This window comes from Streptomyces sp. NBC_01410, from assembly GCF_045040195.1.
Taxonomy (GTDB): domain Bacteria; phylum Actinomycetota; class Actinomycetes; order Streptomycetales; family Streptomycetaceae; genus Streptomyces.
In genome coordinates, this window is the sequence record NZ_CP109530.1 from 5,386,672 (window position 1) to 5,405,653 (window position 18,982).

Consider the following 18,982-nt stretch of genomic DNA (forward strand, 5'->3'; position numbering starts at 1 on the left):
CCTCTGTTTCCCGCAGGCCCCGGCCGGGTTCACGCGAGCAGTCGTCCCGGCATCTCGTGTGCCTCCTCCTCTGGTCCCCCGCCCACACGAGTGGTTTCCTGGAAATCAGCCACCCTGCCGTGTGACAGGGCCGAGCGGCGGCCCCCGCGGGTGTACCTTGCGTTCTCGAGCCGCTACTGCGCGCAAAGCTGATGGCCTGTTCGCGACGATACGATAACGACTCATGAACAGGGCTTTAACTGACATCTACGCGCGTTACGATCGCCGCGAAACCAGCGCCGGAACTGGCGCTTTCGGTCAGGTTTTAAGGAGCCCCTCAGTGCGCCGGATCACCAGGATCGCCACCGTGGGCATCGCGTCCGCGGCTCTCGCGCTGTCCGCCACCGCATGTGGCGGCAATTCGTCTTCCGACTCCAGCTCGGACAACGGCGGCAAGGTCGCCATCGCATACGACATCGGCGGCCGTGGCGACCAGTCGTTCAACGACGCCGCCTACGCCGGCCTGGCCAAGGCCGAGAAGGACCTCAAGGTCGAGGGCACCGAGGCGGAGCCCACCGAGGGTGAGGGCGACCCGGACAAGGTCTCGCGCCTCACGTCGCTGGCCCGCGCCGGCAACAACCCGGTGATCGGTGTCGGCTTTGCCTACGCCCCCGCCATCGCCCAGGTCGCGCCGAAGTTCCCGAACACCACCTTCGGCCTCATCGACGACACCTCCAAGACCGGCAAGAACATCGCCAACCTGGTCTTCAACGAGGAGCAGGGGTCCTACCTGGCCGGCGTCGCCGCCGCCAAGGTGACCAAGTCGAACATCGTCGGCTTCATCGGCGGCGTCGAGACCCCGCTGATCAAGAAGTTCGAGGCGGGCTACGTCCAGGGCGTCAAGGACACCAAGCCGAACGTCACCGTCAAGGTCCAGTACCTGACGCAGCCGCCGGACTTCGGTGGCTTCTCCAAGCCCGACCTGGGCAAGGCCGCCGCGCAGGGCCAGATCGACGCGGGCGCCGACGTGGTCTACGCCGCCGCCGGTCTGGCGGGCTCGGGCTCGATCGAGGCCGCGTCGAAGGCCGGGAAGTGGGCCATCGGTGTCGACTCCGACCAGTACAACCAGAAGGGCCTCGCGGCCTACAAGGCATCCATCCTCACCTCGGTGACCAAGGATGTCACGGGCGCGGTCTTCAACCTGATCAAGTCGGTCGAGGACGGCAAGCCGCAGACCGGTGAGATCCGCTACGGCCTCGCCAAGAACGGTGTCGGCCTGGCCGCCTCCAACCCGGCCTACACCAAGATGACCGACGTGACCGCAGCGGTGGACAAGGCCAAGGCCGCCATCACCGACGGCACGATCACGGTCAAGACCGCTCCGTAGTCGGGCGCGCCAGGACATAAGGCATACGGGTCCGGAGACGGCGGCACACAGCCGCCCCTCCGGGCCCCGGCCCGGGTTCTGGCCATCGGTTTTCGTTATTCGGCTGTGCTACGCGCGTAGAGCGTCCTGGGGCACGATAGCTTCGCTCCATCCCCTGCCTTGCATTCCCACAGCCCGTCCCGCCTGCCCTCCAGGCACCTTTCCCGCCAAGGAGAGTGCGTCATCAACGCGTCCAGCCCTCCTGCCGCCGTAGAACTGCGCGGCATCACCAAGCGCTTCCCCGGCGTCGTCGCCAACCACGACATCGACATCACCGTCCGCAAGGGCACCGTGCACGCCCTCGTCGGTGAGAACGGTGCCGGCAAGTCGACCCTGATGAAGATCCTCTACGGCATGCAGAAGCCGGACGAGGGCACCATCACCGTCGACGGCGCCCAGGTCACCTTCTCCAGCCCGGCCGACGCCATCGCGCGCGGCATCGGCATGGTCCACCAGCACTTCATGCTGGCCGACAACCTCACCGTGCTGGAGAACGTGGTTCTCGGCGGCGAGAAGCTCTACGGCATCGGTGCCCGGGCCCGTAAGAAGATCCAGGAGATCTCGGACGCGTACGGCCTGAACGTGCGCCCCGACGCCCTGGTCGAGAACCTCGGTGTCGCCGACCGCCAGCGCGTGGAGATCCTCAAGGTCCTCTACCGCGGCGTCCACACCCTGATCCTCGACGAGCCCACCGCCGTGCTCGTCCCGCAGGAGGTCGACGCGCTCTTCGACAACCTGCGCGACCTCAAGGCCGAGGGCCTCACGGTCATCTTCATCTCGCACAAGCTGGGCGAGGTCCTGAGGGTCGCCGACGAGATCACGGTCATCCGCCGCGGTACGACGGTCGGCACCGCCGACCCGCACACCACAACCACGAAGCAGCTCGCCGAGCTGATGGTCGGCAGCGAGCTGCCCTCGCCGGAGACCCGCGAGTCGACGGTGACGGACGTGCCGATGCTTCAGGTCTCCGACCTGAAGCTGACCGTGACCGACCCCGACGGTGTCGTCCGCGAGGTCCTCGCGGGCATCAACTTCACCATTCACAAGGGCGAGGTGCTGGGTGTCGCCGGTGTCGAGGGCAACGGTCAGACCGAGCTCATCGAGGCCCTGATCGGGATGCGCATCCCCGACGGCGGTGTCATCACGCTCGACACCGACGACATCTCGCACGCGCCGACCCGCAAGCGCCGCGAGGGCGGCATCGGCTACATCCCCGAGGACCGCCACCGGCACGGTCTGCTCCTGGAGTCCTCGCTCTGGGAGAACCGCATCCTCGGCCATGTCACCGAGGAGCCCAACAGCAAGCGGGGCCTGCTCGACCTCAAGGGTGCCCGCAAGGACACCGAGCGGATCGTGCGCGAGTACGACGTGCGCACCCCCGGCATCGAGGTCACCGCTGCCTCCCTCTCCGGCGGCAACCAGCAGAAGCTGATCGTCGGCCGCGAGATGAGCCACAACCCCAAGCTGCTGATCGCCGCGCACCCGACCCGTGGCGTGGACGTCGGCGCGCAGTCGGCGATCTGGGACCAGATCCGCGAGGCGCGCCGCGAGGGCCTCGCGGTGCTGCTGATCTCCGCCGACCTGGACGAGCTCATCGGGCTCTCCGACACCCTGCGGGTGATGTACCGGGGCCGGCTGGTCGCGGACGCCGACCCCGCCACGATCACCCCGGAGGAGCTGGGCTCGGCCATGACCGGAGCTGCCACCGGCCACCTCGAAGCACCCGAGCAGCCTGAGAACGGTGAGGGCCGATGAAGAAGTTCGACAAGGACCGGCTGCTGCTGGGCATCGCCGGCCCGGCGCTCGCGCTGGTCGTGGCCTTCGCGCTCACCTCGCTGGTGCTGCTCGTCTCGGACCGTGATCCGATCGAGCCGTACAAAATCATGTACGACACGGCCCAGTTCACCGACGTACAGGTCAACATCGTCAATACGACCGGTACGTACTACCTGGCCGCACTCGCCGTCGCCGTCGGCTTCCGGATGAACCTGTTCAACATCGGTGTGGACGGCCAGTACCGCCTCGCGGTGATGCTCGCCGCCGTCGTCGGTGCCAACGTCGATCTGCCGGGCCCGATCCACATCCTGCTGATCGTGCTCGTCGCCATGGGCGTCGGAGCCATCTGGGCCGGTATCGCGGGTGTCCTGAAGACCACCCGCGGGGTCAGCGAGGTCGTCTCCACGATCATGCTGAACGCGATCGCCACCAGCCTCATCGCCTGGATGATCCTGCCCGCCAACCTCGGTGTGCAGCTGCCCGGTTCCAACGACCTGACCACCGGCGAGATCCCCGAGTCGGGCTGGTTCCCGGGCGTGGACGTCGACGGCGGAGTCATCTATGGCTTCACCTTCGTCGCCTTCGCGCTGGGCATCGTGTACTGGTTCGTGCTCAACCGCACCCGCTTCGGCTTCGACCTGCGGGCCACCGGCGCCAGCGAGTCCGCCGCCCAGGCGAGCGGCGTCGACGCCAAGAGGATGATCCTCACCGCCATGCTGATCTCCGGCGCGGTAGCCGGACTTGCCGGTCTGCCGCTGCTGCTGGGCGACACCCACACCTACAGCCTGAGCTTCCCGGTCGGTGTCGGCTTCACGGGCATCACCATCGCCCTGCTGGGGCGCAACAACCCGATCGGCATCTTCTTCGCGGCACTGCTCCTCTCGTTCCTGGACAAGGCCTCGGCCGAGCTGGACCAGCACGGCTACGAGAAGGAGATCGCCACGATCATGCAGGGCCTGATCGTGATCGCGGTCGTCGTGTCCTACGAGATCGTGCGCCAGTACGGGCTTCGCCGACAGCAGCAGAAGGTCGGCGAGGAGCTTGCCGCGCAGGCCAAGAAGAGTGAGGAGGTCGCGGCATGAGCGAGTCCACGAGCACCGTCTCGATGGTGTCCACCGCGCCCAAGAAGGGCGGCGGACGCCGCAAGCTGTCCCTGCCCGTGATCCTTTTGATCATCGCGGGCGGCCTCGCGCTGTTCTCGCTGGTCCGGGTGATCAGTGGTGCCAACGACCTCACCTCCGTCGGCCAGGTCGCCGGAGCCCTCCAGCTGGCCGTGCCGATCGGCCTCGCCGGACTCGGCGGTCTGTGGGCCGAGCGCGCGGGTGTGGTCAACATCGGCCTCGAGGGCATGATGATCCTCGGCACCTGGTTCGGCGCCTGGGCGGGCTACCAGTGGGGCCCCTGGACCGGTGTCCTGCTGGGCATCGTCGGCGGCGCGCTCGGCGGTCTGCTGCACGCGGTCATGACGGTCACGTTCAACGTCAACCACATCGTCTCCGGTGTGGCCGTGAACATCCTGGCCGTCGGCGTCACCCGCTATCTGTCGAACTTCACCTTCGGCGAGGCCGAGGGCGGCTCCTCCAAGCAGTCCCCGCGCATCGACCAGATCTACGACATCACCATTCCGGGACTCTCGGACTGGCTGGCGGACCTGCAGGCCAGGCACTGGTTCTTCATCTCCGACCTGGCCGGTGCGCTCGGCGGTCTGGTGACCAACCTGTCGCTGCTGACCGTCGTGGCGCTCCTGCTGGTTCCGGGCACCTGGTGGGTGCTGTGGCGCACGTCCTTCGGTCTGCGGCTGCGGTCCTGCGGTGAGAACCCCGTCGCCGCCGAGTCCCTCGGCGTCAACGTCTACAAGTACAAGTACATCGCCGTCCTCGTCTCCGGTGGCCTGGCCGGACTCGGCGGCGCCTTCCTCGCCATCGTCTCCACCGGCATCTACCAGGAGGGCCAGACCGGCGGCCGCGGTTACATCGGTCTCGCCGCGATGATCTTCGGTAACTGGATGCCCGGCGGCATGGCGCTGGGCGCCGGACTCTTCGGCTTCACCGACAGCCTCAAGCTGCGCGGCGGCGCCGAGAACGTCCACGCCATGCTTCTGCTGCTGGCGATCCTGCTGGTGCTGGCCTTCGCCTGGCAGCTGTACAAGAAGAAGCACTGGCAGGCCGCGATCTGCCTGGCTGTGGCCGCCGGCCTGTACGCCTGGTACGCACTGACCGACGCGCTGCCCAGCCAGTTCGTGGACGCCGCGCCGTATGTCACCACGCTGCTGGTCCTGGCGCTGTCCGCGCAGCGGCTGCGGCCGCCCAAGGCTGACGGCCTTCCGTACAAGAGGGGTCAGGGCAAGTGAGCGACGCCGACCGGGAATTCGACTGGGACGCGCTGCGCGAGCTGGCGCGCGAGGCGATGTCGCATGCGTACGCCCCCTATTCGACCTTCCCGGTCGGCGTGGCCGCGCGCGTCGACGACGGCCGCACGGTGATCGGCTGCAACGTCGAGAACGCCTCGTACGGGCTCAGCCTGTGCGCGGAGTGCGGCCTGGTCTCCCAGCTCCAGGCCACCGGCGGCGGCCGGCTGACGCACTTCACCTGTGTGGACGGCCGCGGCGAGATCCTGGTGCCGTGCGGCAGGTGCCGTCAGCTGCTGTACGAATTCGGCGGCCCCGAGCTGCTGGTGGAGACCCCGGCAGGGGTACTCCCGCTCTCCGAGATGCTTCCGCAGGCCTTCGGGCCGGGGCATCTGGGTTAGCACTCGGCCCTTCCGCTCCAGCGGAAGGGCCGTTCCCCTACGCTTTCTCTATGCGCGTAGAGCGACTCTGAGCCACTCTGGAGGAATTCCATGGACGTCATCTCCGTCATCCGCACCAAGCGGGACCGGGGCGAGCTGAGCCCCGAGCAGATCGACTGGGTCATCGACGCCTACACGCGCGGTGAGGTCGCCGACGAGCAGATGTCGGCGCTGGCGATGGCGATCCTCCTGAACGGCATGAACCGTACGGAGATCGCCCGCTGGACCGCCGCGATGATCGCGTCCGGCGAGCGCATGAACTTCGACGCGCTCTCCCGCCCCACCGCCGACAAGCACTCCACCGGCGGCGTCGGCGACAAGATCACGCTGCCGCTCGCGCCCCTCGTCGCCGCGTGCGGCGCCGCCGTACCGCAGCTGTCCGGCCGCGGCCTCGGCCACACCGGCGGCACCCTCGACAAGCTGGAGTCCATCCCCGGCTGGCGCGCACTGCTCTCCAACGAGGAGATGCTGCACGTCCTGGACACCACCGGCGCGGTGATCTGCGCGGCGGGCGACGGCCTGGCTCCCGCGGACAAGAAGCTCTACGCGCTGCGCGATGTCACCGGCACCGTCGAGGCCATCCCGCTGATCGCCTCCTCGATCATGTCCAAGAAGATCGCCGAGGGCACCGGCTCCCTGGTCCTGGACGTCAAGGTCGGCACCGGCGCCTTCATGAAGACCATCGAGGACGCCCGCGAACTGGCCTCCACCATGGTCGCGCTGGGCACCGACAGCGGAGTCAGGACCGTCGCGCTGCTCACCGACATGTCCACCCCGCTCGGCCTCACCGCGGGCAACGCCCTGGAGGTCCGCGAGTCCGTCGAGGTCCTGGAGGGCGGCGGCCCCGCCGATGTCGTCGAGCTGACCCTGGCGCTGGCCCGCGAAATGCTGGAAGCGGCCGGCATCAAGGACGCCGACCCGGCCAAGGCCCTTGCCGACGGCTCCGCGATGGACGTCTGGCGCCGCATGATCGCGGCCCAGGGCGGCGACCCCGACGCCACGCTCCCGGTCGCCCGCGAGCAGCATGTGGTGACCGCACCCGCCTCCGGTGTGCTCACCCGTCTCGACGCGTACGGCGTCGGCATCGCCGCCTGGCGCCTGGGCGCGGGCCGCGCGCGCAAGGAGGACCCGGTGCAGGCGGGCGCGGGCGTGGAGCTGCACGCGAAGCCGGGCGAGCAGGTGACGACGGGGCAGCCGCTGATGACCCTGCACACGGACACCCCTGCGAAGTTCGACTACGCGCTGGACTCGCTGAAGTCGGCGTACGACATCGCCCCGGCGGGCACGGAGTTCACCGCGAACCCGATCGTGCTGGACCGTATCGCCTGACGCATTGTCAGTACGGGAACGAGAACGGGAACGGGACCGGCGGCGCGAGCCACCGGTCCCGTTTTCGCGCCGGAAGGCGACGAGCCGATGAGATTCGCCCCGCCGGGCGGTCCACAGAGCAGGGCATATCCGCCCCTGCCAGGGACGGGAAGGTGGGTCATGGGCGCAGACCGGGTATCGCGATGAGTTCCGGCCGCAGGGGCAGTCCCTTCGGTGTGGACGCCGCGCAGCCCATCGTCGTGCGCATCGCCGGGAGAGTGTCACCGGCCGATGTGCCGCGCCTGTGCGAGGAGTTGGCCGCACTGCTCATCCACAGTGATGCCACCGAGGTGATCTGTGACGTCGGCGAACTCACCCACGCCGACCTGGCCGCCGTGAACGCCCTTGCCCGGCTGCAGCTCACCGCCCGGCGCCAGGGGTGCCGGATCCGGCTGCGCGATGCCCGGCCCGAGCTGCGGGCGCTCCTTGATCTGGTGGGTTTCGGCGAGGCCGTCGCCTGACCGCGGGCTAACCCGTCGCCCCGCCGGTCGCCCCGCCCGTGGGCGCGCCCTCCTTGTCCAGCAGCGGCGGCAGCTCGAACAGCGGGAACCAGCGCTTGGTGTCCAGGAAGAAGTCCATCCCGCCGATCATGCCGTTCCTGATCTCCAGGACGATGAGCGCCCACGGCTCGTACCCCTCGCCGCTCTGGCTCGGGTGGTAGTGCGCGAAGGCCGGGGAGCCGTTGGCCACGGTCGGCACCAGCTTCGAGCCCCGGCAGACCTCGCCGACACCGAGCATCCAGCCCACGATGTCGTCGTGGCCGCGCAGCCACAGGTCGTAGGGCGGCATGGACATGGTCGCGTCTTCGTGGAGCAGTGCCGTGAGCGCCTTCATGTCGTACCCCTCGAAGGCCGCGACATAGCGGTCGAGGAGCTTCTGCTGCTCCTCGTCGAGCGGGTCGGCAGCGTCCGTCGTGGCCGGCTCCGACTCGGCGAGCGTCGCCCGCGCCCGCTGCAGCGCGCTGTTGACGGAGGCGACCGAGGTGGACAGCAGCTCCGCCACCTCGCTCGCCTTCCAGGCCAGCACCTCGCGCAGGATCAGCACCGCCCGCTGCTTGGGCGGCAGATGCTGCAGCGCCGCGACGAACGCCAGCCGGATCGTCTCCCGCTCCACCGCCGTCTCGGCCGGGTCGGCGACCGACGGCAGCACCCGCCCGTCGGGCACCGGCTCCAGCCAGGTGATCTCCGGGCGGGAGGTGAGCTGTGCCTGGGCCACCGGGGTGGGGGCCGTGAGATCCATCGGGCGGGCCCGGCGATTGCCGGCGTTGAGCATGTCCAGACAGACGTTCGTCGCGATGCGGTAGAGCCAGGAGCGCAGGGACGAGCGCCCCTCGAACTTCTCGAAATTGCGCCAGGCCCGGACCATCGTGTCCTGGACGGCGTCCTCCGCCTCGAAGGCGGAGCCCAGCATGCGATAGCAGTAACCCGTCAGCTCGCGCCGGTACTGCTCAAGCCGGGAATCGAGATCCTTCGTCGTTGCCAGATCACTCATCGGGTCCATCCACCCCTGTCGCCCATCGGCACCAGCCCTTCGGAACCTACAGGAGGGGACTGACAGTGGGGGTCAGGTTCCGGGCTTGCGCCCGTAGACGTAGACGTCGTCGCCGTTTCTCAGCAGGTTCCAGTATGCCTTCGCGTCCGTGGGCCGCATGTTCACACAACCGCCCGAGCCCGGCGGGTTGTACATGGACTTCGTGGTGGAGTGGAATGCCTGTCCGCGGTCGAAGAACTGCGAGTACGGCATCCGTACGTTGTAGAGCGTCGACCAGTGGTTGATGCTCCGCCAGTAGATCTTCTTGGCGCCGGTCCGCGTCTCGGTGCCGTCCTTGCCCGTACGCACCGGCACCGGGCCGTACTTCAGCTTCGCGCCGTCCTGGATCCAGGTCAGCTGGCGCGTGAGGTCCACACACGCGATACGGCCCTTGTTGACCGGGCACTTGCCCGCCTTGTTGGGCGTTTTTCCGGCCGCCCGCTGCTGGAGGATCGTGTTCATGGTGCGCCAGGTGATCACGCCCGCGTAGCCGATGGCCGGCTTGATGCCGTGCCAGCCCTGGAAGGTCCGGATCGCCTTGCAGTCGGCCGCCGACTGCTTGCCGTCCACCGGGCGGCCCAGGAACTTCTCCACCTGCCTCTGATACGGGCCCGTGGACGTCGTGCACGAGGCCGCGTGCGCGGGCGCGCTGCCGAGTGCCATCGTCAGCGGGACCACGAGCCCGGTCAGTCCGAGCGCTATCCCCGCGCGTCTCCCGTTAGTGTTCGTCACAGCCACCAACTCCCCTTCGCCGTCTGTCGGTTTGACACGCGTCGGGGAGTTGGAGTTGTACGGATTCTCTATGGAATCTCAGTGCATGTCGGCGCCGGGGCAGTGGCGGGGTCGGTGCCGGGGGCACCGGGCTCAGCGGCGTGACGTGGCGAGGACCAGCCGGTGCTCGGCGCGGGCCACCCGGGTCCCGTACAGCGTGATCGACACGACGCCGAGCACAGCGAGCAGACCGAGCAGGACCGTGCCCGCCCAGCCGCCGGAGTGGAAGGCGATCGCGCCGAGCGTGCCGCCCGCGCTGCTGCCCAGGTAGTACGCGGACTGGTAGAGCGCGGAGGCCTGGGCGCGGCCCGTCTTCGCCGTACGGCTCACCTCGGACGAGGCGACCGCGTGGCCCGCGAAGAAGCCCGCGGTGATCAGGACCAGGCCCAGCAGTACGGCGGGCAGCGAGTCCGCCAGCGACAGCAGCAGGCCCGCGGCGGTGGTGGTGACCGCGAGATACAGCGCGCCGCGGCGGCCCATGCGGCCGACCAGCGTGCCCGCGGCGGCGGACGACACCGTACCGACGAGGTAGACCAGGAAGATCGAGCCGATGACGCCCTGCGGGAGACCGAACGGCGCCTCGACCAGCCGGTAGCCGATCACGGTGTACACCGCGCCGAAGACGGTCATGAACAGCGCGCCGATCGCGTACAGCCGCAGCAGCAGCGGGTCGGCCAGATGGCCGCGGACAGTCCTCGCGAGCGCCTTCGGGTTGAGCGAACCGGGCGTGAAATGACGGGCCTTGGGGAGCAGCGCGCGGAAGACCAGCGCGCACACCACCGCCATCAGTCCGACCGCGGCGAGCGCCGCGCGCCAGCCCCAGACCTGGGCCACCCAGCCGGTGACGATCCGGCCGCTCATGCCGCCGATGCTGTTGCCCGCGACGAACAGGCCGATCGCGGCGACCAGTGCCTTGGGGCGTACCTCCTCCGCCAGATACGCCATCGCCGAGGCCGGCAGACCGGCGAGCGCCGCACCCTGCACGGCGCGCAGCGCCACCAGCCACTCCAGGCTCGGCGCGAACGGCACGAGCAGCCCGACCACGACGGCGACCGCGAGCGAGGCGGTCATCATGGATCGCCGCCCGAAGCGCTCGGAGAGTGCGCTCATCGGCAGCACGCACAGGGCCAGCGCGCCGGTCGCGGCCGAGACCGTCCAGCTGGCGGCGCTCGCGCTCACGCCGAAGGAGGCGGAGACGGCGGGCAGCAGCGCCTGCGTGGAGTAGAGAAGGGCGAAGGTGGCCACTCCGGCGGCGAAGAGCGCGAAGCTCATGCGGCGGTAGCCGGGGGAGGAGGGGGTCAGGCGGTGGTCGGTGCGGGCGTCCACGGTGATGGTGGACGCCTTGGTACTTGCGGGAGACATGCATCGAACGTAGGCCGCGATTTTTCATGCGTCCAATGCACGGAATGGCGATAATCGTTCCCATGGCGCATCAACACAGCTCACAGGCGCGGCTGTCACCGAGTAGTTACGAAGAAGACATCGCGTTGCTGCTCGCTCCCCGGCTCGCGTACTTCGCCGGGGTGGCCCGGCACGAGCATGTGACGCGTGCCGCGCAGGAGATGGGCGTGCCGCAGTCGACGCTCTCGCGGGCGATCGTGCGCCTCGAACAGGACCTGGGGGTCGTGCTGTTCGCCCGCAAGGGCCGCACCGTATCGCTGACGCCGGCGGGCCGGACCTTTCTCACGTCCGTGGAGCGCGCGCTCGCGGAGGTGGAACGGGCGGCGGAGTCGGTCCAGGCGGACGCGGATCCCGCGTCCGGGAAGGTGGCCTTCGGCTTCCTCCACACGATGGGTTCCGAGACGGTGCCCGGCCTGATCCGGGCCTTCAGGGCCGACCACCCGCGTATCCGCTTCACCCTCGTCCAGAATTACGGCGAGGCGATGATCGAGCGCCTGCGGGCCGGGGAGCTCGACCTGTGCCTGACCTCACCGGTCCCGGACGCACCGGACCTGGTGGCCCGCCGCCTCGACGAGCAGCGCCTGCGGCTGGTGGTCCCGGACGACCACCGCCTGGCCGCCCGCAAGCGGATCCGCCTGGCCGAAGCGGCCGACGAAACCTTCGTCACCCTGGAGCCGGGCTACGGCCTGCGGCGCATCACCGACGACCTGTGCGCGGAGGCGGGCTTCACCCCGCGCGTCGCCTTCGAGGGCGAGGAGGCGGAAACCCTGCGCGGCCTGGTGGCGGCGGGCCTGGGCGTGGCCCTGCTCCCACCCCCGGCGGTGGCCCGCCCGGGAGTGGTCGAACTGACGGTGACGTCGCCGCGGGCGGCCCGCGAGATCGGCGTGGCCTGGCTGGACGGCCACGTGGACACGGCACCGGTGGCGGCGTTCAAGAGGTTCCTGCTGTCCCGCCGGGGCCATCTGCTGCCGGACTGACGTCCGGGGGTTGTTTCCCCACCCACCCGCCCCTTGGAACACGGGGGTGCGGGGCACCCGGGCCCGGGGAACCGCAGCTCCGCGCGGCGGCCGGCCGGGGCTTCGCCCGGCGCAAGGCAGCCGGGCGGGTCGGCGCGGCAGCTGCGCCGCGTGGCCGGGGCTTCGCCCGGCCGTAAGCCCACGGGCGGGGCGAGGCAGGTGCGCCCCTGGGCCTCCGCGTTCGGCGCGACTCAGGGGCCCGCCCCGCAGCCCCCTGCCCGGCGGGAACGACCACGCGCCCTGCCCGCGCGGTCGCAGGAGTCCGGATCAGCTGCGCAGTGAGCGGCCGAAGCCTGCCGCCAGCGGCATGCGGAGGCCCAGGGGTGGCGGGGCCGCGAGGGCGTCGGCCACCGGGCGGGCGAAGTTGCGGGTGAACAGGGCGCCCAGGACGAAATCCGCCGCCAGCGCCAGGACTTCCTCATGGTGCTGGCGCAGCGCATGGCCGTCCGAGTGGACCTCGAAGCGGCACGTGTCGCGGTTCGTCTTCTTCGCGCGTTCCGCCAGGCGGTAGGAGAGCTCCGGGTCCGTACGCGCGTCGTTCGTGCCGTGCACGATCATCACCTGGCGGCCCACCAGCTGTTTCACCGGCTCCGGCGTGGCCGCCACATCGTCCTCCGGCAGCCACGGTGCCATCGCAAGCACCGAGGTGACCGCCGTGTGGCCCGCCGCCCGGAGGGCCGCCCGGCCGCCCATGCCGTGGCCCGCGAGGCAGACGGGGACGTCGCCGTAGCGCCGTACCACCTCGTCCACCGCCCATGTCGCGTCCGCCGCCAGGCGCGCCTCGGGGCCGTTCCAGCCGCGGCAGCGGTAGTGGACCGCGTGCACCGCCAGACCGTCCGTGCGGCCCGCGCGAGCCAGCGTGCGGCCCAGCGGCAGCGCCGCCGCGTACGACAGCGGTGAGGGCCGGCGTACCGACTCCGGTTCGCCGTCGGGGAGGAGCAGTACCACCCCGCCCACCGCCGAGTCCGTGCCGAACGCGCGTCCGCCCGCCGGCCTGCCCAGCCGCGCACTCGGCGGCGTCCGGCTCCCTCGCGCTCCCCTTGCCACCGTCGCTGCCGCCGCGCCTTCCGGACGCCCCCACCACAGGGGCAGTGCGTGGTCTGCCATGGCAGAACAGTCTCAGAAGGACAGGTGTACTCCACCCGTACGCACGGTCACTGTTACGTATCGACCCGGCGCTCTCTACGCGCGTAGGGGCTAGAGTGCGCAGATGACGAGCCAGACCCTCAACACGCCCAACGCGGACCAGATCCGCCGCGCTCCGAAGGTGCTCCTCCACGATCACCTCGACGGCGGGCTTCGTCCGGGCACGATCATCGAACTCGCCCGCGAGACGGGCTATGAAGCGCTTCCCGAGACCGAGCCCGACAAGCTCGGCATCTGGTTCCACGAGGCCGCCGACTCCGGCTCCCTGGAGCGCTATCTGGAGACGTTCGCGCACACCTGCGCCGTCATGCAGACCCGTGACGCCCTCTTCCGCGTCGCCGCCGAATGCGCGGAGGATCTCGCCGAGGACGGCGTCGTCTACGCCGAGGTGCGCTACGCCCCCGAGCAGCACCTGGAAGCCGGGCTCTCCCTCGAAGAGGTCGTCGAGGCCGTGAACGAGGGCTTCCGCGAGGGTGAGCGGCGCGCCCGCGCGAGCGGTCACCGTATCCGCGTCGGCGCCCTGCTGACCGCGATGCGGCACGCCGCCCGCGCCCTGGAGATCGCCGAACTCGCCAACAGCTACCGTGACATGGGCGTCGTCGGCTTCGACATCGCGGGCGCCGAGGCGGGCTTCCCGCCCACCCGTCACCTCGACGCCTTCGAGTATCTGAAGCGGGAGAACAACCACTTCACGATCCACGCCGGCGAGGCCTTCGGACTGCCGTCCATCTGGCAGGCGCTGCAGTGGTGCGGCGCCGACCGGCTCGGGCACGGTGTGCGGATCATCGACGACATCGAGGTGTCCGACGACGGCGCCGTGAAGCTGGGGCGGCTCGCCGCGTATGTACGGGACAAGCGCATCCCGCTGGAGCTCTGCCCGACCTCCAATCTGCAGACCGGCGCTGCCACTTCATATGCCGAGCACCCCATCGGACTGCTGCGCAAACTCCACTTCAGGGCAACCGTCAATACCGACAACCGGCTGATGAGCGGCACCAGCATGAGCCGGGAATTCGAGCTGCTGACCGACACTTTCGGATACTCGCTCGACGACATGCAGTGGTTCACCGTCAATGCGATGAAGTCCGCGTTCATTCCTTTCGATGAACGACTGGCGATGATCAACGACGTCATCAAGCCGGGTTACGCCGAGTTGAAATCCGAATGGCTGTTCCGGCAAACGGCCACGACCAGCGACTCTTCCCCCGTCGAGGACTGAGCGCGAGCACTCCGAAGCGGCCGGGACCGTCAACACCCGGCCGCTTCGTGGTGTTTGCGGGCGCGGAGTACGGCTGGCTAGCTTGCAGAGCCGCTCGATATCCCCGTCCCAAGGACTCATCCCTGATGAAGCAGTCTGCTGCCAAGACTCTCGGTGTCGCCGCTCTCGGCGCCGCCTTCGCCGCTGCCGCCGCGGGCACCGCAACCGCCGCGCCCGCGCTCCCCGACTCCGCCCTCCCGCTGGACACCGTCACCAGCGTCGTGCCCGTCCAGGAGGCTCTGACGCAGCTTCCGGCCGGTGCTCCGGAGTCGCTGGCGGGCGGCGCGAGCACGCTGCCGGGCACCGTCCAGGGGGCGGCCACCAAGGTACTGCCCAACGCCGACGCGGCAGACCCGGTCGGCGGCCTGCTCGGCGGCCTGCCGGTCGGCAATGCCACCGGCGGTCTTCCCACCGGCGGTCTGCCCACCGGCGCTCTGCCCACCAGCGGCCTGCCCACCGCCGGTCTGCCCGGTCTCGGCGGCTGACGCGCTCCGCAGACTCCGTACGGCTCCGTACACGGAAGTGGGGCGCACACCCGAACCGGGTGTGCGCCCCACTTCCGTGTGCCAGGATCGCCGCCATGCGCGTGAAGACCGCAGGACTGACCGCACTTGTCACCGTTCCCGCGCTCCTGCTGGCCACGGCCTGTACGAGTAGTGACGACGGCAAGCAGCCCGCCAAGGACGCGAGCAGCCCTGCCGGTACGCAGAAGGGCCGCAGCCCCGACACCGCCAAGGGCGGTGCCGACGCGTCCGAGCCGCTCAGCGGGCCCCAGTTGGAGCGGGCCGCGCTGGCCACCGGCGATCTGGCCGGATTCCAGGTGTCCCCGGGGAAGAGCGCGCTCGCGCCCTCCGGACAGCCCGCTGCCGACAAGCAGACGTGCCAGCCGCTCGCCGACGCGATGGGCGACAGGCCGAGCCCGCAGGCGCGGGACACCGTCAACCGCGGGCTCGGCTCCCTGGGGAGCCTCGGCCTCGCGGTGTCCGCCTCGCTCAGTTCGTACAGCGAGGCGGCGGCAGGAAAGCTGATGCGGTCGCTCACGTCGGCGGTCGCGGGCTGCGGCGAGGGTTTCAGCGCGACCCTCGACGGCCGCAGTGGCGAGTACCGCGAGGTGAAGACCGCGGCCTTCACCGTCAGCGGCGCCGACGAGACCGTCAGCTGGACCACCGTGGGGTCGGGCGACGGCGCCCAGGTCCCGATCCATCTGGTCGTGGTGCGCAAGGGCGCGACCGTGGCGCGTTTCATGGCGCTCGACCTGGCGCGGCGTACTGCGCCGCGGGTCCCTCAGGAGGTCGCCGACAAGCAGCTGGCGAAGGTCGCCCAGGTGCTCGCCGGCTGAGACACCGGCCCGGCGGGTCCGGCCGGTCCGGCCGGATGCGTACTACCAGGCCGTACTGGCGGTCTTCTCCGAGGGCAGCAGCGCCCAGAGCGCCAGGTAGATCAGGAACTGCGGTCCGGGCAGCAGACACGAGACAACAAAGATCACACGCATCGTCGTCGCAGAGGTGCCGAAGCGCCGTGCCAGCGCTGCGCACACTCCGCCGATCATGCGTCCGTCTCGGGGGCGGACAAGTGCGGCCATGGTGGGCTCCTTCGAGAACCTTCCGGGGAGCATCTCTGTCGTGCTCCCGATGCATCCATGGTGGCTCCGCGAGGGGGGTCAAAGCGTCGCTCTACGGGGCGATCCCGACCCTGGGAATCGTCGGGGTCGCCCCCTGAGACGCGTCATCCCGCAGCAGGGCCCCGCGCTGCCGCCGGGAGGAGCCCGCCGCGGACGTCCGCCCGTGCCTGCGGCGGAGCCGTGCCCGGCCCGCGGGCACGACGGCCAGATGGGCCAGGGCCACCCCGGCCGTGTTCAGCAGCAGCGAGTCCACGTCGAGCACCCGCCCGGGGACCCCGGTCTGCAGCAGCTCGATGCCGAGCGACAGCAGGGCCCCGGCCGCGACCGTACGGGTCAGCGAGGCCAGCGGGGAGACGGTGAGCTTGCCGCCCGCCATGGGCAGCAGTACGCCGAGGGGCGCGAGCAGCAGCAGACCTTCGCCGATCCGGCGCGCGGCCTCCACCGGGCCCAGCGCGAGATCCGCCTTTATACCGGCGAGCGGCTCGAGATTCGCGGCCGTCACCCACACCACATCGAGGGGGCGCAGCATCAGCCAGGAAACGAGCAGCAGATGCGCGAGGAGGAGGATGACCCCCGCCGCGCGGAAGTGGATGGCGGCACTGCCTGCCGAACCTTGACGCTGCACGCCCCCCAAGACGCACGCTTCCCGCGAATCGGTTCCGCCCGCCTCGAAGAGGAAGCTCCGGGGGACGCCCGGGGGACGCGCTACGACGCCGAGGGCAGCGCGCCGAGCGTCGGTACGGCCTCCTCCGGCCGCTCCTTTGTTGCGGCCGAGCACTGGTACCCGCGGGGCGCGTAATCCCCGGGCCCGCCCAGCAGCACCGAACCGTCCGTCGCCGCCGCCCGGCTCTCCGCGAAGGTGCACACGATCTGGGCGAGCGCCGCCGTCGGCAGATCCTCCGGCTGACGGCTCAGCCGCAGCGTCCCCGCCGGATCCCCCTTGCGCGCGCCGCTCAGAGTGAGGGGTCCTCGTACGTACGTGGCGAAGCCCGCCTCGTGCTCCGACGCCGAGGGCTCCTTCTCCAGCTGGTCGAGGAGAGCCTGGGCGAGACGAAGACGGCTGTCGCCCGCCTTCGCGTCGGACATCGTCGCCGTACGGTCCACGGACGCCAGCTGGGAGGCGCAGACCAGGTAGACGCGGACCGGGACGCCCTGCGGCTGTGCCTGGGGCGTGATGTTCTCCCCGGTCACCTCGCAGGGCACCCGCGAGGGTGCGGGACCGGCGTCGACGGGCACCTGGGTGGGCCGGATCCCGCAGCCGCCGAGGACGGCCACGCCCATGAGTACGGCGAATGCCGCTGCCGTACGCCGCGTACGGCCCTTCACGGGTGTCACTGCGCGCCTTCCTCTCCCCGGTCGTCCGCGGGGTCCTGGTCCGCGTCCGTGTCGCCGTGCCCGTCGCCGTCGTTCAGCGACGAGGCGTCGCGCGGCAGCCGCAGCACGAACACCGCGCCGTCACCGTCCGCCGAATTGGCCGCGGTGATGTCGCCGCCGTGGATATGGGCGTTCTCCATCGCGATCGACAGCCCGAGGCCACTGCCCTCGGAGCGCGGCCGCGAGGCGCTCGCCTTGTAGAAGCGGTCGAAGACATGCGGCAGTACGTCCTCGGGAATGCCGGGCCCGTGGTCCCGTACCTCGATCAGCAGCTCGTGGTCGACCGTCCGCACCGACACCCGTACCGGCGAACCGCCGTGCTTGAGTGCGTTGCCGATCAGATTCGCCAGGATCACATCGAGCCTGCGCGGATCGAGCCGCGCCATGATCCCCCGCTCGGCGTCCAGGTCCACCGCGTCCAGCCAGGCGCGCGCGTCGATGCAGGCGGTCACCTGGTCGGCGACGTCGACCGTGTCCAGGACGAGCCTGGCTGTGCCCGCGTCGAAGCGGGTGACCTCCATCAGGTTCTCGACGAGATCACCGAGCCGCCGGGTCTCGCTGACCACCAGGTTCACGGCGGGCGCGATCATCGGGTCGAGGCTGTCGGCCTCGTCCTCCAGCACTTCGGTGACGGCGGTGAGCGCGGTCAGCGGGGTGCGCAGCTCGTGCGACATGTCGGCGACGAAGCGGCGGCTGGACTCCTCCCGCGCGCTCATGTCCGCGACCTTCTTCTCCAGCGACTCGGCCGTCTTGTTGAACGTCCTTGCCAGCTCGGCGAGTTCGTCCGTGCCCGAGACCCGCAGCCGGGTGTCGAGCTTGCCCTCGCCGAGCCTGCGGGCCGCCTCGCCCAGCCGGTGCACCGGCTTGAGGACGGTGGTCGCGGCTGCCTGCGCGAGCAGCGCCGAGCCGACCAGGGCCAGCGCGGTGGCGATCCCCAGTGACCAGGCGAGGGAGTTGAGGTCCTGGCGCTCCTGGTCCAGCGACTTGAACACGTAGCCGGTCGGGCCGCCGCCGATGATCCGCGTGCCGCCGACGAGATAGGGCTTGCCGCGGCGCTGGGTGCGCTGCCAGTAGAGGTGGTACGGGACGGAGTTGCCCGCGCCGACGCCCTGCCGCTCGTTGACGGCCTCCTGCAGCTTGGCCGGGACGTCGTCGAGCGTGAAGTTGTCCGGGTTGGAGGCGCCGACGATCGGCTTGCCCTTGTCGCGCTCGCCGATGAGCAGCACGTTGTAGCCGGAGGTGCCTCCGGCCATCTGCTCGGCGGTCTTCTGCAGTTCGCTCTGGGTGGGCCGCAGCGGCAGCGCGGCGGCCCGGTTCTGCATCCCCTGGCGGAAGTCGCCGAGCGCCGAGTCCTGCGTACGGGTCAGCACGGCTTCCCGGTTGAGCCAGTACGCGATGCCCGAGGCGGAGACGGCGGCGGTCAGCGCGACCAGGGCGAAGACGACGACGAGACGGAGCCGAAGGCTCGTCCAGCGAAGTCCGGCGAGTATCGCGCGCTTTGCGGCACCGCTCACCGAGTGCTTCCGTTC

The 18,982-nt window shown here is 70.2% G+C and carries 19 protein-coding genes; 11 read left to right on the forward strand and 8 right to left on the reverse strand.

Annotated features, from left to right (window positions below):
* The first annotated feature begins 319 nt into the window (after positions 1-319).
* The 7 genes from OG741_RS24890 to OG741_RS24920 all read left to right on the forward strand — a co-directional run bounded on the left by OG741_RS24890 (position 320) and on the right by OG741_RS24920 (position 7,797).
* A complete protein-coding gene (locus OG741_RS24890; protein WP_405601377.1) occupies positions 320-1,366 on the forward strand; it encodes a BMP family protein in 1,047 nt (348 codons plus the stop codon).
* Between the two features lie 255 nt (positions 1,367-1,621).
* A complete protein-coding gene (locus OG741_RS24895) occupies positions 1,622-3,160 on the forward strand; it encodes an ABC transporter ATP-binding protein (RefSeq protein WP_405605756.1) in 1,539 nt (512 codons plus the stop codon).
* A complete protein-coding gene (locus tag OG741_RS24900) occupies positions 3,157-4,263 on the forward strand; it encodes an ABC transporter permease (RefSeq protein ID WP_405601379.1) in 1,107 nt (368 codons plus the stop codon). The genes OG741_RS24895 and OG741_RS24900 overlap by 4 nt, the downstream gene beginning before the upstream one ends.
* Positions 4,260-5,531 (forward strand): ABC transporter permease, encoded by a 1,272-nt coding sequence (locus tag OG741_RS24905; protein WP_405601382.1) that lies wholly within the window; start codon positions 4,260-4,262, stop codon positions 5,529-5,531. The genes OG741_RS24900 and OG741_RS24905 overlap by 4 nt, the downstream gene beginning before the upstream one ends.
* Complete coding sequence (locus OG741_RS24910; RefSeq protein WP_405601384.1) at positions 5,528-5,929, forward strand: cytidine deaminase; 402 nt, start codon at positions 5,528-5,530, stop codon at positions 5,927-5,929. Before OG741_RS24905 ends, OG741_RS24910 begins: the two co-directional genes overlap by 4 nt.
* Before the next feature lie 90 nt (positions 5,930-6,019).
* Positions 6,020-7,297 (forward strand): thymidine phosphorylase, encoded by a 1,278-nt coding sequence (locus OG741_RS24915; RefSeq protein ID WP_405601386.1) that lies wholly within the window; start codon positions 6,020-6,022, stop codon positions 7,295-7,297.
* Between the two features lie 182 nt (positions 7,298-7,479).
* Positions 7,480-7,797, forward strand: a complete 318-nt coding sequence (locus OG741_RS24920) for an STAS domain-containing protein (RefSeq protein ID WP_405601389.1) — start codon at positions 7,480-7,482, stop codon at positions 7,795-7,797.
* A gap of 7 nt (positions 7,798-7,804) precedes the next feature.
* Here OG741_RS24920 and OG741_RS24925 read toward each other — a convergent pair whose 3' ends face one another.
* The 3 genes from OG741_RS24925 to OG741_RS24935 all read right to left on the reverse strand — a co-directional run bounded on the left by OG741_RS24925 (position 7,805) and on the right by OG741_RS24935 (position 10,999).
* Positions 7,805-8,827, reverse strand: a complete 1,023-nt coding sequence (locus tag OG741_RS24925) for a sigma-70 family RNA polymerase sigma factor (RefSeq protein WP_266486866.1) — start codon at positions 8,825-8,827, stop codon at positions 7,805-7,807.
* A 72-nt stretch (positions 8,828-8,899) separates the two neighbouring features.
* Positions 8,900-9,529, reverse strand: coding sequence for a L,D-transpeptidase (locus OG741_RS24930; protein ID WP_405605758.1), 630 nt, complete (start codon positions 9,527-9,529; stop codon positions 8,900-8,902).
* A gap of 201 nt (positions 9,530-9,730) precedes the next feature.
* Positions 9,731-10,999 (reverse strand): MFS transporter, encoded by a 1,269-nt coding sequence (locus tag OG741_RS24935; RefSeq protein WP_405601391.1) that lies wholly within the window; start codon positions 10,997-10,999, stop codon positions 9,731-9,733.
* A 62-nt stretch (positions 11,000-11,061) separates the two neighbouring features.
* On the opposite strand from OG741_RS24935, the gene OG741_RS24940 reads away from it, so the two are divergent.
* A complete protein-coding gene (locus OG741_RS24940; protein WP_405601394.1) occupies positions 11,062-12,015 on the forward strand; it encodes a LysR family transcriptional regulator in 954 nt (317 codons plus the stop codon).
* A 306-nt stretch (positions 12,016-12,321) separates the two neighbouring features.
* On the opposite strand, the gene OG741_RS24945 is transcribed toward OG741_RS24940, so the two are convergent.
* Positions 12,322-13,002: an alpha/beta hydrolase gene (locus OG741_RS24945; protein ID WP_405605760.1), complete on the reverse strand. Its 681-nt coding sequence runs from the start codon at positions 13,000-13,002 to the stop codon at positions 12,322-12,324.
* A 262-nt stretch (positions 13,003-13,264) separates the two neighbouring features.
* Here OG741_RS24945 and OG741_RS24950 point away from each other — a divergent pair, with 262 nt between their 5' ends.
* From OG741_RS24950 to OG741_RS24960, 3 genes are all read left to right on the forward strand, one after another.
* Positions 13,265-14,419, forward strand: coding sequence for an adenosine deaminase (locus OG741_RS24950; RefSeq protein ID WP_405601396.1), 1,155 nt, complete (start codon positions 13,265-13,267; stop codon positions 14,417-14,419).
* A gap of 125 nt (positions 14,420-14,544) precedes the next feature.
* Entirely contained in the window at positions 14,545-14,943 is a 399-nt protein-coding gene (locus OG741_RS24955; RefSeq protein WP_405601399.1) for an ATP-binding protein, read from the forward strand.
* Positions 14,944-15,038: 95 nt separating this feature from the next.
* Positions 15,039-15,797, forward strand: a complete 759-nt coding sequence (locus tag OG741_RS24960) for a hypothetical protein (protein ID WP_405601402.1) — start codon at positions 15,039-15,041, stop codon at positions 15,795-15,797.
* Positions 15,798-15,839: 42 nt separating this feature from the next.
* Here OG741_RS24960 and OG741_RS24965 read toward each other — a convergent pair whose 3' ends face one another.
* The 4 genes from OG741_RS24965 to OG741_RS24980 all read right to left on the reverse strand — a co-directional run bounded on the left by OG741_RS24965 (position 15,840) and on the right by OG741_RS24980 (position 18,967).
* Positions 15,840-16,040 carry a PspC domain-containing protein gene (locus OG741_RS24965; RefSeq protein ID WP_266486876.1) on the reverse strand — a complete coding sequence of 67 codons (201 nt, stop codon included), beginning with the start codon at positions 16,038-16,040 and terminating at the stop codon, positions 15,840-15,842.
* A gap of 91 nt (positions 16,041-16,131) precedes the next feature.
* Positions 16,132-16,704: a VanZ family protein gene (locus OG741_RS24970; RefSeq protein ID WP_405601405.1), complete on the reverse strand. Its 573-nt coding sequence runs from the start codon at positions 16,702-16,704 to the stop codon at positions 16,132-16,134.
* Positions 16,705-16,784: 80 nt separating this feature from the next.
* Positions 16,785-17,405, reverse strand: a complete 621-nt coding sequence (locus tag OG741_RS24975) for a hypothetical protein (RefSeq protein ID WP_405605762.1) — start codon at positions 17,403-17,405, stop codon at positions 16,785-16,787.
* A gap of 5 nt (positions 17,406-17,410) precedes the next feature.
* Complete coding sequence (locus OG741_RS24980) at positions 17,411-18,967, reverse strand: ATP-binding protein (protein ID WP_405601406.1); 1,557 nt, start codon at positions 18,965-18,967, stop codon at positions 17,411-17,413.
* Positions 18,968-18,982: the final 15 nt, after the last annotated feature.

Excerpts from the sequence above, each read along its gene's own strand:
- OG741_RS24900 (WP_405601379.1), top strand. The coding sequence starts at position 3,157 with ATGAAGAAGTTCGACAAGGACCGGCTGCTGCTGGGCATCGCCGGCCCG.
- OG741_RS24905 (WP_405601382.1), top strand. The coding sequence starts at position 4,260 with ATGAGCGAGTCCACGAGCACCGTCTCGATGGTGTCCACCGCGCCCAAG.
- OG741_RS24915 (WP_405601386.1), top strand. The coding sequence starts at position 6,020 with ATGGACGTCATCTCCGTCATCCGCACCAAGCGGGACCGGGGCGAGCTG.
- OG741_RS24920 (WP_405601389.1), top strand. The coding sequence starts at position 7,480 with ATGAGTTCCGGCCGCAGGGGCAGTCCCTTCGGTGTGGACGCCGCGCAG.
- OG741_RS24925 (WP_266486866.1), bottom strand. The coding sequence starts at position 8,827 with ATGAGTGATCTGGCAACGACGAAGGATCTCGATTCCCGGCTTGAGCAG.
- OG741_RS24930 (WP_405605758.1), bottom strand. The coding sequence starts at position 9,529 with ATGGCACTCGGCAGCGCGCCCGCGCACGCGGCCTCGTGCACGACGTCC.
- OG741_RS24935 (WP_405601391.1), bottom strand. The coding sequence starts at position 10,999 with ATGTCTCCCGCAAGTACCAAGGCGTCCACCATCACCGTGGACGCCCGC.
- OG741_RS24940 (WP_405601394.1), top strand. The coding sequence starts at position 11,062 with ATGGCGCATCAACACAGCTCACAGGCGCGGCTGTCACCGAGTAGTTAC.
- OG741_RS24950 (WP_405601396.1), top strand. The coding sequence starts at position 13,265 with ATGACGAGCCAGACCCTCAACACGCCCAACGCGGACCAGATCCGCCGC.
- OG741_RS24955 (WP_405601399.1), top strand. The coding sequence starts at position 14,545 with ATGAAGCAGTCTGCTGCCAAGACTCTCGGTGTCGCCGCTCTCGGCGCC.
- OG741_RS24960 (WP_405601402.1), top strand. The coding sequence starts at position 15,039 with ATGCGCGTGAAGACCGCAGGACTGACCGCACTTGTCACCGTTCCCGCG.
- OG741_RS24965 (WP_266486876.1), bottom strand. The coding sequence starts at position 16,040 with ATGGCCGCACTTGTCCGCCCCCGAGACGGACGCATGATCGGCGGAGTG.